General features: G+C 40.1%; 14 protein-coding genes. 5 read left to right on the forward strand and 9 right to left on the reverse strand.

The genetic code is table 11. From position 1 onward, the window contains the following. The 4 genes from recO to A33Q_RS19135 are packed head-to-tail and all read right to left on the reverse strand — an operon-like array spanning position 1 to position 3,839. Positions 1-690 (reverse strand): DNA repair protein RecO, encoded by a 690-nt coding sequence (gene recO, locus A33Q_RS19120; RefSeq protein WP_009033064.1) that lies wholly within the window; start codon positions 688-690, stop codon positions 1-3. Next, positions 690-2,912, reverse strand: a complete 2,223-nt coding sequence (gene porZ / locus A33Q_RS19125) for a type IX secretion system anionic LPS delivery protein PorZ (RefSeq protein ID WP_016255583.1) — start codon at positions 2,910-2,912, stop codon at positions 690-692. Before porZ ends, recO begins: the two co-directional genes overlap by 1 nt. Before the next feature lie 6 nt (positions 2,913-2,918). Further along, a complete protein-coding gene (locus A33Q_RS19130) occupies positions 2,919-3,509 on the reverse strand; it encodes a thymidine kinase (RefSeq protein WP_009033063.1) in 591 nt (196 codons plus the stop codon). A 3-nt stretch (positions 3,510-3,512) separates the two neighbouring features. Continuing rightward, the gene (locus tag A33Q_RS19135) at positions 3,513-3,839 is read right to left on the reverse strand and encodes a 2Fe-2S iron-sulfur cluster-binding protein (protein ID WP_009033062.1); all 327 of its coding nucleotides are present in this window, start codon (positions 3,837-3,839) and stop codon (positions 3,513-3,515) included. A 38-nt stretch (positions 3,840-3,877) separates the two neighbouring features. Between A33Q_RS19135 and A33Q_RS19140 the strand changes: the two genes are divergently transcribed. Continuing rightward, the gene (locus A33Q_RS19140) at positions 3,878-5,005 is read left to right on the forward strand and encodes a hypothetical protein (RefSeq protein ID WP_009033061.1); all 1,128 of its coding nucleotides are present in this window, start codon (positions 3,878-3,880) and stop codon (positions 5,003-5,005) included. Between the two features lie 13 nt (positions 5,006-5,018). On the opposite strand, the gene rodA is transcribed toward A33Q_RS19140, so the two are convergent. Genes rodA through A33Q_RS19165 form a run of 5 tightly spaced genes read right to left on the reverse strand, consistent with a single transcriptional unit; the run spans position 5,019 to position 10,477 of the window. Then, a complete protein-coding gene (gene rodA, locus A33Q_RS19145) occupies positions 5,019-6,293 on the reverse strand; it encodes a rod shape-determining protein RodA (RefSeq protein ID WP_009033060.1) in 1,275 nt (424 codons plus the stop codon). A 1-nt stretch (position 6,294) separates the two neighbouring features. After that, positions 6,295-8,094 carry a penicillin-binding protein 2 gene (gene mrdA, locus A33Q_RS19150; protein ID WP_009033059.1) on the reverse strand — a complete coding sequence of 600 codons (1,800 nt, stop codon included), beginning with the start codon at positions 8,092-8,094 and terminating at the stop codon, positions 6,295-6,297. Beyond that, a complete protein-coding gene (locus tag A33Q_RS19155; protein ID WP_040490712.1) occupies positions 8,094-8,615 on the reverse strand; it encodes a hypothetical protein in 522 nt (173 codons plus the stop codon). Before A33Q_RS19155 ends, mrdA begins: the two co-directional genes overlap by 1 nt. Further along, the gene (gene mreC / locus A33Q_RS19160) at positions 8,608-9,441 is read right to left on the reverse strand and encodes a rod shape-determining protein MreC (protein ID WP_009033057.1); all 834 of its coding nucleotides are present in this window, start codon (positions 9,439-9,441) and stop codon (positions 8,608-8,610) included. The genes A33Q_RS19155 and mreC overlap by 8 nt, the downstream gene beginning before the upstream one ends. 7 nt (positions 9,442-9,448) lie before the next feature. Beyond that, positions 9,449-10,477 (reverse strand): rod shape-determining protein, encoded by a 1,029-nt coding sequence (locus A33Q_RS19165; protein WP_009033056.1) that lies wholly within the window; start codon positions 10,475-10,477, stop codon positions 9,449-9,451. A gap of 223 nt (positions 10,478-10,700) precedes the next feature. Between A33Q_RS19165 and A33Q_RS19170 the strand changes: the two genes are divergently transcribed. The 4 genes from A33Q_RS19170 to A33Q_RS19190 all read left to right on the forward strand — a co-directional run bounded on the left by A33Q_RS19170 (position 10,701) and on the right by A33Q_RS19190 (position 16,282). After that, positions 10,701-11,171, forward strand: coding sequence for a ribosome maturation factor RimP (locus tag A33Q_RS19170; RefSeq protein ID WP_009033055.1), 471 nt, complete (start codon positions 10,701-10,703; stop codon positions 11,169-11,171). A 5-nt stretch (positions 11,172-11,176) separates the two neighbouring features. Then, complete coding sequence (gene nusA / locus A33Q_RS19175; protein WP_009033054.1) at positions 11,177-12,421, forward strand: transcription termination factor NusA; 1,245 nt, start codon at positions 11,177-11,179, stop codon at positions 12,419-12,421. A gap of 68 nt (positions 12,422-12,489) precedes the next feature. Further along, complete coding sequence (gene infB, locus A33Q_RS19180) at positions 12,490-15,378, forward strand: translation initiation factor IF-2 (protein ID WP_016255586.1); 2,889 nt, start codon at positions 12,490-12,492, stop codon at positions 15,376-15,378. A gap of 358 nt (positions 15,379-15,736) precedes the next feature. Beyond that, entirely contained in the window at positions 15,737-16,282 is a 546-nt protein-coding gene (locus A33Q_RS19190; protein ID WP_040490714.1) for a hypothetical protein, read from the forward strand. The last annotated feature ends 42 nt before the right edge of the window (positions 16,283-16,324 follow it).

Consider the following 16,324-nt stretch of genomic DNA (forward strand, 5'->3'; position numbering starts at 1 on the left):
TCAGCGCATAAGCTGACGCAGTACCTGCACGGATTTCCATTCGCCAACATACTCCAGGTTCTTACTGTAAAGTATCAACATATGATCTAAGAGGTCTCTCCGTATTTTTGAAGGAATTTTTTCCTGACATTGGAAGGATTCTGAAATCAATACATCCAAGGCTGCCATTTCAGGGGACCAATCGATTTGTTTGGTGATGTTCTCCTGAATTTCTTCAAAAAAGTAACTTGCTTTCTCCGGCGAAAATCCCAAATACCTGGAGGTTTCCCAGAGAAATACTAATGGGAAATTACTAATCTGGGCTTTATCGCTGTCAAGAAGCAGGATCGTTTCTTTCAAAAAATCAAACAAGTCCTCATTTTGATAATTGTCATATATGGACTTGGATAAAACCTCAGCCATAAACAAAGCCACTCCTGATTTGATAAAGTCAAAAGGTATGGCTTTAAAAGCATACCCTAATTTGGCTTCTGATATTCTATTGATTCCGGCATTTTCTTTTTCGTAGGCAACCAGTTCGAGTAGAGTCAAAGGTTGATAAAGGGCTATTTTACCTTGAGATTTATTGCTTCTTACACCATTTACTATGTAGCTTTTTAATCCCAACTCTCTGGTAAAAACCTTGGCTATGATAGAGGTATCTCTAAACCTCAGATGGGAAACTACTATGCCTTCAGTTTTTACTAGCATTACAAGACTACAAATTTACCGGAAACTCTTTCTATGCCTTCTTTGTCAGTAACAAACACCAAATATACTCCAGGCTTGACCCTTCCTCCTTGCAACTCCCGAAGGTTCCATATCACTTTACCACCTTGTACTTGTGATGAAAACACTACTCTTCCTGCCGAAGAAGTGATCTTTATTTTGGCAAAATCAATCAAACCCTCTATACTCAAAACACCATTAAAATCAGGCCTTACCGGATTTGGAAAAATCTTTAAAGATTCCAAGCCTGGAGCGCTTTTTATGCTCGATCCTCTGTAGGAAAAAGCGGCATGCTCTTGTACAATCAACAGCTCACCGGAAACAGGGTCCAGATTCAAGTTCGAAATATTATTTGAAATTAAGGGACTGTTTGCCTGGTTGAAATGCTCTAGCAGTTCATTTCCAAATTCAGAAAACCTCCAAATTCCATCTCTTACAGTTCCAAACCATTTACTTTGATCTGGCGCTACTAGGATTTGCCTGACATTGACTCCTGAAAACAAAGGCCTGCCCTGAAAAATGGGCGTAAGTGCATTTAAATTATTGTTGTCCGAAATATCGGATGCGTTGGGAACATACAAGACTCCATTACCAGTACTTATCCAAAGCTGTTGATTGGCGTCAATGGCAATATCCATCACATTTCCCGGTGGGAGTGAACCATTATTACTTGCCGAACCCAAGATCCGGTTCAAATTAGACTGCTCATGAAATACTTGTATAAAGGAGTTGCCGTTTAATGGGGCATTTAGAATCCATAAATTCCCTGTTCTGTCTGATATAATTTTGTAAGGGAAAGAAAGCCCCTCTACTGCTACTGAATTTATATTTCCAGTAGAATTGATTTTCAGAAGCCTTGGCTTGTCATCTGCAATGCCTACCCAAAGATGTCCAAATGCATCTGTATGTATTGCACTGATACTAACTTCGTGACCTGAAGAGCCAATTTGGATTTGCTGAAGCCCACTTGAGTTTTTTTTCCAGAGCCCATTTGAAAAAGTCCCGAGAAACAGATCATTTCCCATTTGAGCTACTGAAACTATCTCATCTGGGGATTCTAAAGCTTCCCACCTTCCCTCAAACAGCCTGCTGCTTTCCTGAGTGCTTGAAACAGTTGTTTCTCCTAAAATATTTTTTGAAAATGGAATTCCAAGAAGTCCTTCAGAAGTGGGAAGCAATTGCCTTACCTGAGACCGCGGTCCCGGAGGAGCAAAAATATCTCCGTTCTGTGATACTATTCCTTTGCCTTGTACTTGATAATAAATCCCAGAGGTGTTGATAAAAAAATCCGAAAAACTCTGGATTTCTGTGTCAAATTCAAGGTTCCAGGATGCATTTTCATCAATGGCATAGATTCCATTTCCCATTTGGAAAAAAAGTCTTTCTCCATAAAAATGAAGGTTTTTAGCCTCTTGAATGCCGATAATTTGTTCGGGTTGATTCTTGTCATTTTCAAGAAAATAGAGATTTCCATTCCTATGAATGGCTATAATTTTACCGGCAACCAAAGCTATATTGATAAATTCCCCAATCGACTCTCCTATTCTTCTCCAGTTTCTGAAGTCATTGAGATTGGAGTTTTTATCTCCCAAGAGCAAACCTGCTTTTGATGCCAGATAAAGGAACTTGTCATCTTCTGCAATATCATTGATTGCCAATAAACCGCCATCTCTGCCCAGATTGGTAAAGGATGCGGAAATACTTGTTTCAACAGGATTAATCCGCAGTACGCCAAAATCTCCTGCAAGGAGGACAAAACCTCCTTTAATCCTTACTCGGTTGATTGATTTTTGGGTGACTTGCGGGTTTTCTCTTAGCGAATTGACAGTTTGAATTTCTCTTTCCCCTACCAATTGAATTGTACCATCAGGAAAAGCGATGATAAATTTTTTGGAAATTGGATCAAATGCTCCCGCAGAAAAATTCTGATCATACAAGCCGTCCAATACGGTCAGGGTATTTACTTTATTTGTATTGATGTTTAAGTAAAATAAGGAATGAGAGCCCAGTGAAAAAACAGAGTTTTCTGAACCGCTCAGAACCCCTTCCCCGAGGTAGCTGGTATGTATGCGCCAAGATCCTACCGGGATATTGGATTGAGCAAAAGATGAATTCAATGAAAAAATATTGAAAGAAAAAGCCAAAATCAGAAAAAAGGAATTTCTATTTTTCTTACGAATTGCTTTTTGATTCTTCCCTTCCATTGATCTTTACTTTTGGCTTTTGTCTTCAAAGAAGCATTTTCTACATCTTGCCTCGTAGCTTTCTTTTTCACCTAACACCACTTTTTCTCTGGTTTCACTCAATCTGAAAGAATACGAAGCGAGATCGCCGCATTTCATACATATCGCATGCACTTTGGTGACATATTCAGCTACAGCGAGTAATTGCGGCATAGGCTCAAAAGGATTTCCTTCGAAGTCCATATCCAATCCAGCCAAAATAACTCTTTTGCCGGCATTGGCCAGTACAGTGGCTACATGGACAACCCTGTTGTCAAAAAACTGAACCTCATCAATACCTACCACATCACAGTTGCCTGCCAGCAGGATAATGTCTTCGGCAAACTGCACCGGAGTGGATCTGATGGCTGTCTCATTATGCGAAACCACATCAAATTCATGGTATCTTTTGTCTATGGAAGGTTTAAAAATTTCCACTTTTTGGCGGGCAATCAAAGCTCTGTTTAACCTGCGGATCAGTTCTTCGGTTTTTCCTGAAAACATAGATCCACAGATAACTTCAATATGACCTTTCTTGTCTTTGGGATTGGACTTACCTAAAGAAGGTTCTATAAACATATTTTATTCGCTGTATTCCATATGCGGGAATTTGTTTTCCTCAGCCACACGGATGATAATTTCTCCTTTTTGCAATTTTGCTTGGCAAGATAATCTTTCGGAACTGTTTAACCTGCCCTTGTCCCTGAAAAATTCCTCTCTTTCTGTCATCTCGGAAAGATTTTCAATTCCTTCTTTGACGATCATTTTGCAAGTGGTGCACCTGCCTTTTTTTCCACAGGCATGCATCCAGTCTATGTAGTTTTCATGGATTAATTCAATAACTTTACAATTAGCTTCAGCGGAAATAATTTCCCGATGATTAAGATTTTCAATAATAATTTTAGGCATTATTTTCGTTCCTTATTTAAATAAACAACTCTTTGAAAATGAATGCTAAGTTAAACAGTCCATACATAGAAAACTACGCAGAAAAGTTTACCAAAAAAATCTGTGATTCGAGCTATGCTCAAAAAAAGTACATCACAGGTCAGGATATTCTTCAACTCACACCTTCTGCTCAGGTTAATTTTTTTGTCATCAAAGCACTATTTGAAGCATGGCAGAGGGAACTTGAAGCGTTGAAAAGCAACCCGTATTTTGATTACAGGGATAAAAACGTTCATGAAGCGCTCAAGGAATTTATGAATGTCCTGTCTAGGACGATTAAAGTTGAAAGACAACATTTCGAGCCTTTGCTCACAGAGGCAGTAGCCTATTCTATTTTGCTTGCAGTAGATCCTGTGACTTATTTTTCGCAGGAACTCGATAAGGTTCCGGAGGACCAGCTACCGAATTTCCTGAAAGAGAATAAAAAGTATTTTAAATGGCATACCTCCTTGGTTACTGGATTAGTTGATAGAGCGGGGCTAGGTTATTCTGTGAAGGCTTACAAATCTGCAGTTGCGAATAGTTATGAGCAACAAAAATCATCACTTAAGCCTGTAAAAGAGCTCTTGAGCAGTTTTGACTCTGTATTGCCGATTGATTACGGGAAATTGTGGATGGATAAGGGTGAAGGTCCAGAAGTCATAGCTGAGACAGCTGCCAAGCCAGAGGAGGTAAAAGGTTTTCCCGTTACAAAAGCAATAGAAGAACCTGCAAAAAATCCTGAGGTGCTTACCCAAGAAAAGGAAGAAACTTCCCCTAAAGAGGAGGAAAAGGTAAAAGTTGAGCCAAGATCTGCAGCAGTTGGAGCCAATGTTGGCGGAATTGATCCGTTACAAGCTTGGGCAAGATTTGAGCATGAAGAATACAGCATTATGAAAGGGACTATCAAAGAACTTTCAGAAAGCCTGGGGATTAATCAGCGTATCATGTTTACCAAAGAGCTTTTTGAAGGAAACCCGGACTTATTAACGCATGCGCTTAAGTCTGTAGACAAGTGCGAAAGCTTTGTAGATGCCATCAACTTGCTCAATCAGCGGTATGTTTCCGAACTTGGTTGGAATAAGGAGTCGGATTCAGTCAATGAATTTTTGCAGTTGGTTTTCAGAAAATTTGATCAGAGGGGTTAATCAACCCCTTTTTTTATCCCATACGACCCAAAAGCTGAATTCTGTGAGAATCTAGCTTGATAAAAATAAACAACAGTATCGTAAATGACCATAATGAGGAGCCTCCATAGCTGAAGAACGGCAACGGAATACCTACTACTGGAAATAGCCCTATAGTCATGGCAATATTGACCATGAAATGGAAAAACAGAATAGAAATTACACAGTATCCATACACTCTGGAAAACCTGTTTTTTTGTCTTTCAGCAAGCATGACCAAACGGATCAATAAGGCACAGAAAAGAATGATTACGACCGAGCTGCCAACCCATCCAAATTCCTCCCCAAGTGTACAAAAGATAAAGTCAGTATGCTGCTCTGGGACAAAGTCAAATTTTGTCTGTGTTCCTTCAAGATAACCTTTTCCAAGAAATCCTCCAGAGCCTATAGCAATTTTGGACTGGGTTACATTCCACCCTGCCCCTAGTGGATCCAAGTCAGGATTGAACAAAACCATAATTCTGTTTTGCTGATGTTCTGGGAGTTTTGAAACAACATAATCCAAACTGTAACTGTATGCGACAATTACGGTTCCTAACAAAACAAAACTTATAATCCTGGAGAGCTTTTTCTTGCCCATCAAAATCAAAATCAATATAACTGCCCCAACCCCGATCACAAGGTACAAGTTGTTTTCTATACCCAAGGCTAATAGGGAGATCGCAATAAAAGTAAGTGCCAGAACATAGTAGCGCTGAGGCATACCTTCTCTGTAAAGCATGATGAAAAATGCAAAATACACCATGGCAGTTCCCGTATCAGGCTGAAGCATAATCAGGATAATGGGAATCATAATGATAGCAAGTGCCTGAAATTGGTGTTTCATCTGAGAAAGATCAAAACTTGGACGCTCCATGTACTTTGCCAAGGCCAAAGCCGTTGTAAATTTTGCAAACTCAGATGGTTGTATTCTGAAAGAGCCAAAGCCAATAGACAGAATCTGTCCGTTTACTTCTTTCCCTATAAATGGGGTAATAATCAGAAGAACTAAAAAAGCAATGTATAATATCCAGGCCAAATTATCAAAGACCCTATAATCTGCTACCATAATGAGCAAAATGATCAAAAAAGCCGCACCTATACGTAGAAGTTGCTGACCGGAATTAATGGATAGGTCAAAAATACTTTTTGGGAACTGCTCGTCATACACCGCCGCATAGATGTTGAACCAGCCAATGATGACAAGTACCACATAAATGCAAATGGTAACCCAGTCTATTTTGTTGATATATAAATCGTCCTGCCTCACTTTACATAAATTTTCCGGCGAGCACATATTCTTCTAAGGAAGGCCTTGTGACTTCTCCCCTGATGTATTTTTCTATCATCAAGCTGGCAGTGCTTGCCGCAGCCCTTCCTCCCCATCCTGCATTTTCTACGTACACAGCAATGGCTATTTTAGGATCCTCTTTTGGAGCAAAAGCAATAAAAACCGAGTGATCCTCTCCTTGAGGATTTTGAGCTGTCCCTGTTTTTCCAGCAATTGTAATGTCCTTGATAGCAGCTCTGGCAGCCGTGCCATAGATGGCCTCTGCCATGGCATCTTGCACCATGTCAAAGTGATGTGCATCTACACCAACTTCCATCTTTGTTCTGTATTTTTCAGGGATTCTTCTGTTGTCTCCATCAATTGCTTTGACAAGGTGAGGCACATAATAATATCCTTTATTGGCAAAAATCGCAGCCAAATTAGCCATCTGTAAAGGGGTAACAAGCATCTCTCCCTGTCCGATGGATAAGGAGTAAATAGTGGAATACTTCCACCTACCCGGACCATATACCCTGTCATACAAAGCGCTCGAAGGAATTGAGCCACCCTTTTCATTGAAAAGATCAACTCCCAAAGGGGAACCAAGACCAAACTTTAAAACATATTCTCTCCAGGCATTTAGGCCTATTTCCGTGTCCTTGAAAGTACTGCTTGAGACCTCCCTATTGATCATCGCCCTGTAGGCTTGGTGGTAATAGGGATTACAGGAGTTCCTGATAGCTCCAAAAAGATTCACAGGGCTTGAATGGTTGTGGCAAGCTACCAAGGAACGATTACAGGCATAAGTGGTATTTGGAGTCAATACCCCCATCTGAAGCCCTACAAGAGATTGGACAATTTTGAAAATTGATCCCGGAGGATACATTGCCATGATTGGTCGGTTGAAGAGAGGTTTGCTTTCATCTCTGTTCAACAATAAATAATTGGATCCGAATTTTGATCCGGTCAATACATTTGGATCATAGCTTGGTGCTGAGATGATGGCAAGGATTTCTCCAGTTTTGGGTTCAATGGCTACTACAGAGCCCTTTTTACCTTCCATGAGTTTTTCCCCATATTGCTGCAAAGCGAGGTCAATGGTAGAGGTAAGGTTGTGACCTGCGACTGAAGCGGTATCATACTCCCCGCTTTTGAAAGAGCCCTTGTCTACTCCCCGCACATTAACCATTTTATACTTGACCCCTTTTACTCCGCGAAGCTCTTTTTCATAAAAGCCTTCTATACCGCTCAGACCAACATAATCACCTTGTCGATAGTACTTTAAGGTGTCTCTTTCCAATTGTGCAGCACTTATTTCGCCAATGTAGCCCAAGGCATTGGCAGCGCTTGGTTGGGGATAAGACCTAACCGCCCTTGTCATTACAAATAGCCCAGGGTAATCGATCAGATAATCTTGGATTTTTGCAAATTCAGAAGTGGAAATTTGTTTGATTAAAGGAGAAGGCTTGACATAAGAATATTTTCTTGCAGCAGTATAGCCCTCAATCAATTCTTCTTTACTGATTTGAAAAATTTCGCAGAAACGCGTGGTGTCCTTGACGCTGAATTCTTTGGGGATAATCATCAAATCGAAAATAGGATTGTTGTAAACCATAATGTTTCCCTTACGGTCATTCACAAGTCCTCGGTAGGGGTGATCTACTACTCTTTGGATGGCATTTCGCTCTGCGCGCTTCAAGAAGCTGTCGTCAGCCACTTGAATCAAAAATAGTTTGGTTAGCAATACCGCCCCCACCAAAATGATGGCTATGATGATGGTAATCGGCCTTTGATCGTTCATTAAATTCCTCTTCTTCTCCTGTAAAACAACAGTTGAACAATTATACTCATTATAAATACAAAAATAGCACTGTATATAATTTTTTGAACGACCGGGAAGAATAAATTAGTGCCTAAATTTTCAATATAAAAAAACAAAAGATGATGGAATAAAAATAATGGTAAACTATAAGTCAAAAACCATCCAAAACCCATATTGAGCATAGAAGGCATAAGCCCTTCATCATAGCCTCCTGTGGGTGTAAGTACTTTCAGCCAGGGGTTTCTTACAAATGCCACTGCAACCAAACTCGCTGTGTGTATCCCTAAGGTGTCGTAAAATAAGTCAACCCCCAAGCCCATTGCAAATGCAATCAACATGCTTGGGATGCTTTTGATGTCTATAGGAAGCAACAGAATGTACAATACATACAGGAAGCAGAATGCCGAACTGAAGATCACCATGTTTTTAAGCAAAAGTACCTGCAATAAAAGGTAAAGCACAAACCCGCCAACTAATAAAAAAATTCTTCCGCTACTCATTACTGATACCGTTTGATTGATAAAGCTCGTTGAGTTCTTCTTCTTGATTGTTCTCAACCAAATAAACATAGGAAATCCTGCTAAAATCCGCAGCAAGTTCTATAGTAATATCCAGGTAATTGGTCTCTGCACCCTGACTGACTTGAAAAACTTTTCCAATGGGTATTCCTTCCGGAAAAACAGCATTATACCCTGAAGTCACGACCTTATCACCCTCTTTGATATTGACGTGCCTTGGTACGTACAAAAGCTTGGCTTTATTGGCGTCTTTTCCATCCCATTTGGTAGATCCAAATACGTCGGAAGATTCTATTTTGGAAGAGATTAACAAGTCAGTATGCAATACTGAAATAACAGAGGCAAAGTTTTTGGTGACGCCTTTGACCCGTCCTACAACCCCTTCCTCATTGAATACCCCCATTCCTTCTTTGATCCCATGATTTGAACCTTTATTGATGGTCAGGAAGTTTTGGGAAAGATTGAGAGAATTGTTGATTACCTTGGCTCCTTTGAATTGAAAGCTGTTCGCAAGGAGACTGTCCAGTTCAATATAGACGCTATCAGCAGGCATTCTGAATTTTTCCAGCTCCGCCAAAAGTTCAGCGTTCTTTTCCACCAAGCTTTTATTTACAGATGCCAAAGAAAAGTATTCTACAACATTGTTGCGTGCTGTAAGGACAGAGCCACTTGCCTGATTGGCACTGTTGAAGAAAGCAGAACCTTGCTGGGAATTGTAAGATGCAATCAGCCACAGGGCGATTGCTTCCAAAAAAAGGAATAGTAAGAAAGCTCTTAACCTATAGAGAAATAGTAAAATTCTTTGCATTCAGCCATTAGGTCATCAAAACTGTCCTGAAATTATGAATATTTTTAAGTGCAGTACCAGTACCTCTTACTACTGCTCTTAGTGGATCTTCAGCAATATGGATCGGAAGTTTTGTTTTTTGGTGTAACCTTTTATCAAGACCTTTCAACAAAGCACCACCTCCTGTGAGGTGAATTCCATTGTCATAAATGTCAGCAGAAAGTTCAGGTGGTGCAATTTCCAGAGCTTTTAAGACAGCTTCTTCAATTTTGGATACTGATTTGTCCAGTGCAAAAGCAATTTCGGAATAAGAAACCTTGATCACCTTGGGAATCCCCGTCATCAGGTCTCTTCCCCTGATTTCATAATCTTCGGGCGCATCATCTAGCTCAGTCAATGCAGAACCAATGGCGATTTTTACTTTTTCAGCTGATCTTTCACCTATAAGAAGGTTGTGTTGTCTTCTCATGTAGTCCAAAATGTCTTTGGTGAAAGTGTCACCAGCTACTCTGATGGATTGATCTGCTACAATACCGGAAAGGGCAATCAATGCAATTTCGGTAGTTCCCCCACCAATATCTACAATCATGGACCCCATCGGCTTTTCAATATCAATGCCAATACCTATAGCGGCAGCTATAGGCTCATAGATCATATAGACTTCCTTTGCACCTGCATGTTCAGCAGAATCCCTTACAGCTCTTTTTTCTACCTCAGTAATACCAGATGGTATACAGATAACCATTCTGTGGGATTTGGGAAACATTCCTTTTTTGTGGCCTGGAATCATTTTGATCAAACCCCTGATCATTTGCTCTGCAGCATAAAAATCCGCGATCACCCCATCCTTCAAGGGGCGGATAGTTTTGATATTTTCGTGAGTCTTTTCGTGCATATTCATCGCATCTTTGCCTACAGCAAGCACCCTATTGGTGGTTCTGTCGATGGCAATGATGGATGGCTCATCCACTACGATCTTGTCTTTATGTATGATCAGCGTGTTTGCTGTACCTAAGTCAATAGCGATATCACTTGAAAAAAAATCGAATAATCCCATTATATATAGATTGAATAGATTTGGTCTTTGAATTAAAGGTTAAACTTAGCACAATCTGTGCAGAAGATTCAACGTGGGTCGGCAAAATTATTATCTAATTCTCAATTTATTACAAGAATGCTGTTTTTTTTTGTGGGAATAATTTTATTACCTTTGTGGAGTATTATCCAAAATAACGTGAGGGGACAGCAGTCCCCTCTTTCGTTTATTAGCCAGATTCGAAATGAGTACCAGACAAACAATAGAGGAAATTGTCGAGAAATACCTTCCGGACGAAAGCCACTTTGTGGTTGAAGTTCAGGTATTGGATAAAGGCGCCAAAGCGCAGGTAAAAATATTGATTGATGCTGATTTAGGACTCAATATTGACACTTGTGCCAAAGTAAGCAGGCAGGTGGGCGAAGAGTTGGAGGCAAAAGAAATACTTTCCAAAGCCTACGTCTTGGAAGTTTCCTCTCCTGGAGTCGATTATCCTTTGTCTTCTAAGAGGCAATACCAAAAGAATGTTGGCCGCAATTTAAAGGTTAGTCTTTTGGACGGGAAAGAGTTAGAAGGTGAGTTGGTCGCTGTTGGTAACACGGAAGTCCAACTAAAGATAAAAGTAAAAGAAAAAGGGAAAAAAGCCGTGGAACAAAATATCCAGGTGGCTTTGGACCAGATAAAAAAATCAATTGTGTTAGTCTCTTTTAAATAAAAAAAATGGATGCTAAAGTTCTAATAGAATCATTTGCAGAGTTTGCAAGATCTAAAAATGTGGATCGCCCTACCATGATCCGTATCCTTGAAGATGTTTTTAGAGCGATGATTCGCAAGAAGTACGAAACAGATGAAAACTTTGACGTAACCATCAATGCGGATAAAGGTGACCTGGAAATATTAAGAATCAGGGAAATTGTCGACGACAATTCTGAGGATATTTGGGATTTTGACAAAATCAGCCTTACAGACGCCAGAAAAATAGAGCCAGATTTTGAAGTAGGAGAGGAAGTTTACGAGAAAATTGAGCTGGAAGAATTCGGAAGAAGGGCTGTCATGATGGCAAGACAGACTTTGATACAGAGAATCAAAGATTTGGAAAAAGATTTATTGTTCAATCAATATGAAGAGCTTGTAGGTGAAATCATATCCGCTGAAGTATATCAAATCCTAGGCAGAGAGGTATTATTGATAGATGGGGAAGGCAATGAGTTGATTCTCCCAAAAGGAGAGCAGATACCAAAAGATAGGTTCAGAAAAGGAGACTCAGTAAAAGCTATTGTCCATAAAGTGGAAATGGTTAACGGAAATCCAAAAATAATTCTTTCAAGAACCTCTCCGATCTTCTTGGAAAGACTGTTTGAAAATGAAGTCCCGGAAGTTTTTGACGGTCTGATTACAATCAAAAAAATCGTCAGAGAGCCAGGAGAGAGAGCTAAAGTAGCGGTTGAATCTTATGATGACAGAATAGATCCCGTAGGTGCCTGTGTTGGTATGAAAGGAAGCCGTATTCACGCTATCGTAAGGGAACTGCAAAATGAAAATATTGATGTTATCAATTACACAGACAATCTTGAATTATATGTTTCAAGGGCACTGAGTCCTGCCAAGGTTAGCTCCATCAGTGCAGATCAGGAAAACAAAAGACTATCAGTTTACCTGAAGCCAGATCAAGTTTCTATGGCAATAGGTAAGGGGGGGTTCAATATCAGATTGGCATCCAGATTGGTTGGTTTTGAAATTGATGTTTTCAGAGAATTGAGCGATGCCGAGGAGGAAGATGTTGATCTGGAAGAATTTGTGGATGAAATTGACGGATGGGTAATTGATGAATTGAAAAAGACAGGATTGGATACTGCCAAGAGTGTTCTTTCACTGAGCAAAGAGGACCTTTTAAGAAGGACTGAGCTTGAGGAAGAGACTATTGATGAAGTATTTAAAATCTTAAAACAGGAATTTGAACAATAAGTATAGGCCAAATTCCACAATAATTGGCCTATATTTGCCAAAACTATATTAGAGAGAGTTTTTAGCGTATGTCAGAAGAAAAAACAATGAGATTGGGCCAGGTGGCAAGGAAACTCAACGTAGGTATTTCTACGATAGTGGATTCTTTGTCCAAAAAAGGCTTCGAAGTAGAAAATAATCCCAACTCCAAAATCAACATGGACCAGTTTAACATGTTGGCCAAGGAGTTTAAGTCCTCTGCTATGGAAAAAGAAGAGGCATCTCATCTGTCTATAGGTAAGCGTCACCATGAGACTTTTACCATTGAGGCTGAATCTGATGTGAAAGAGGAGAAAAAGCCTGAGCCAGCTCCAGCACCAGAACCTAAAGAAAAGGAACAGCCAAAAGCAGAACCAAAGCCCGCACCTGCTAAAGAACAGGAGAAGGAGGCAGATAAAGTCCCTGTTGAGGCACCGAAACTACAAGGGATTAAAGTTTTGGGCAAAATTGATCTTAGCCCTAAAAAAGAGACTCCGAAAAAAGAGGAGCCAAAGCAACAGGTCAAGAAGGAAGAGCCTAAAAAGCAGGAGGAAGCACCAAAAGCACGTCCTCCGAAAGAAGAAAAACCTCAGGCTGTGAAGCCTCAGACCACTGACGACGCAAAGACTGAGAAAAAAGAAGAAAAAGTAGTTGAGGAAAAAAAAGAGGAACCTGCCAAGAAGGAGGCTCCTAAAACGCCTAAAGCTCCTGAACCGCCTAAAGAAGAGGAAAAGGTTCAAGAAAGAGTCATCTCTGCCAAAGCAGATGCGCTGAAGGGCTTGACCGTATTGGGTAAGATTGAATTACCTGAAGAAAGGTCAAAGAAAAAGGGCAAACCTGTAGCATCTTCTGATGAGAAAGGTAAGGAGAAGAAAAAACGTCCAAGAAAAAGGATTGATAAAAATACTGGGGGCCCCAACCAACAAAATAGACCCGGTGCAAAGCCCGGTGGTCCTGGAACTAATCAAAATGCCGGTAGAGACCGCAGAAATCAAGGTGGCAAAGGCAGGCCTCAGCAGAATGCTGGTAGAGTACAGAAAGCTGAACCCACTCAAAAGGAAATCCAAGATCAGATCAAACAGACTCTAGCCAGACTTCAGGGAGGAGGCAAGTCCGGTGGAGGTAAATCCAAGAGAAGAGATAAAAAAACCGACAGATCCCGTGAGGAAGTTGAAGGTGTAGAAGAAACCAAAATACTCAGAGTAACAGAATTTATTTCAGCTAATGACCTGGCATCATTGATGGATGTTTCAGTCAATCAAGTGATATCCAGCTGTATGTCTTTAGGGATGTTTGTTTCTATTAACCAAAGACTTGACGCCGAAGCTATCACCATCATTGCTGATGAGTTTGACTATGAAGTTGAATTCACCAAGCCTGATGAGGAAGAAAACGTCATTGAAGTAGAAGATAATCCTGATGATCTGAAGCCAAGAGCTCCAATCGTGACCATCATGGGTCACGTAGATCATGGTAAAACTTCCCTTCTAGATTACATCAGGAGGTCAAAAGTCACCGATGCTGAAGCGGGTGGTATTACACAGCACATTGGTGCTTATGACGTGACCACCGCAAACGGTGAAAAAATTGCATTCTTGGATACACCAGGTCACGAAGCCTTTACGGCGATGAGAGCCAGAGGTGCTAAAATCACAGATGTCGCAATTATTGTAATCGCAGCTGATGATGACATCATGCCGCAAACCAAAGAAGCAATCAACCATGCCCAAGTGGCAGGTGTACCGATGATATTCGCAATCAATAAGATTGATAAGCCGAATGCCAATCCTAATAAAATTAAAGAACAACTTGCCAATATGAATCTTTTGGTTGAGGAATGGGGTGGTAAATACCAGTCTCAGGATATATCAGCCAAAACAGGTCTTGGAATTGATGACTTATTGGAAAAAGTATTGCTTGAAGCAGAAGTGCTGGAATTGACTGCCAATTCAGAGAAGAATGCAGTTGGTACAGTAGTAGAGGCTTCCCTTGATAAAGGTAGAGGGTATGTGACCACTATAATGGTTCAGGCCGGAACACTAAAAATTGGTGATGTATTGTTGGCCGGTCAGCATTATGGTAAAGTTAAGGCTATGACCGATCATAAAGGCAAAAAACTTTCAAAAGCTGGTCCTTCCACACCAGTCCAAGTTTTGGGTTTAAGTGGAGCTCCTCAAGCTGGAGATACCTTCAAAGTATATGATAGCGAAAGGGAGGCAAGGGAAATAGCCAACTCAAGGGAACAGATTCTCAGAGAGCAGAGCATGAGAACCAAAAAGCATATCACATTGGATGAAATCGGCAGACGATTGGCCATTGGTAGCTTTAAGGAACTTAATATTATTATCAAAGGTGACGTGGATGGTTCTGTGGAAGCATTATCGGACTCTTTGCTTAAATTATCCAAAGAAGAAGTTTCTGTGAATATCATTCACAAAGGAGTGGGTCAGATTTCAGAATCTGATGTGCTGTTGGCTTCTGCCTCAGATGCAATTATTCTTGGATTCCAGGTAAGACCTTCTTCTAACGCTAAAAGGTTGGCCGAACAAGAAGAAATTGAAATCAGACATTACTCAATTATCTATGATGCGATCAACCAGATCAAAGATGCCATAGAAGGAATGCTTGAGCCTGAATTTGAAGAAGTCATCACTGGCAACGTACAGGTAAGGGAAGTTTTCAAAATTTCCAAAATCGGTACAGTAGCAGGATGTTATGTAACAGATGGTTATGTAACCAGGAAAAATAAGATCAGAATCATCAGAGACGGTATAGTAATTCACGATGGAGAAATAGATCAGTTGAAGCGATTCAAAGATGATGTGGCTGAAGTAAAAGCTGGATACGAATGTGGTATTTCTATCAAGAAATTCAACGATATCCTGGTAGATGACACCATCGAAGGGTACATGATGCAGGAAATCAAGAAGAAAAAATAAATTTGAATTTAAATTGATTTATACAAAGAGGAACTGTTGATTTACGGTTCCTCTTTATTTTTGCCCGTATGGTTGTAGCTGTCAAGCTTATTTTCATGACTATCTTTTATGTGGCTTTATTCAAGTTATTACTTGGAATGATAAGGCCGGTGTATGTATTGTGGTTTTTGGATCGGTGCAACAGAAAGAAAGTGTTGAAGCTCTATGGAAGAATAGCCTTGCTGTCTTTTTTACTCTGGAAAATTTTAGAGAGCATTTGATCAATTTCGAATATCATAGGATAATGAAGAAAGATTGTTCTTTTTTATTTTTTTGAAACAAAAAAAAAGTTTTACATTTCTGGCTGAAATATTCAATTGTGAGGAGGTCTATTGCCATATTTTTATTATGTTGTTTTGCATTGTACCATTTTGGGTACTATGTGGCTTATTTTTCCTTTAATCTTCAAATCGAAAAAAACTGGATAGAAAAAATTTACTCAGAGAATCTTGAGCAGGGAGAAGAGCGTCTACTTGAAATTCCTATGAGCCTTCCTTACATGGCTGATGAGGAAGAGTTTCGGACTACCAATACACAGTTTGAAAAAGACGGGAAAATCTACCGTGCGGTAAAGCAACGGTATGTTCAGGACACCTTGCAGATCATATACGTTCCCGATTCTGCCAAAAGTACTTTGGATCACACCATCAAGCAATGGATCAGCTCCTTGGTGCAGGATGAAATACCTGATGGAAAAAGCAACTCATTGTTATCCAAAACATTTGTAAAAGACTATGTGCAGCCTGACAATCCCGTTGAATTAGGCTGGATACACGTTGAACAAAAATTATTGATAGGGTTTATTTTTTCAGCTTATGAAAACCAATTTTTAAACATCGACACGCCTCCTCCGGAGTTGGTGTAATTTCTCCATAGGGTTAATTCCGATTATCATCGCTTTCTAAAA

It is taken from the genome of Indibacter alkaliphilus LW1 (assembly GCF_000295935.2).
Taxonomy (GTDB): Bacteria; Bacteroidota; Bacteroidia; order Cytophagales; family Cyclobacteriaceae; genus Indibacter; species Indibacter alkaliphilus.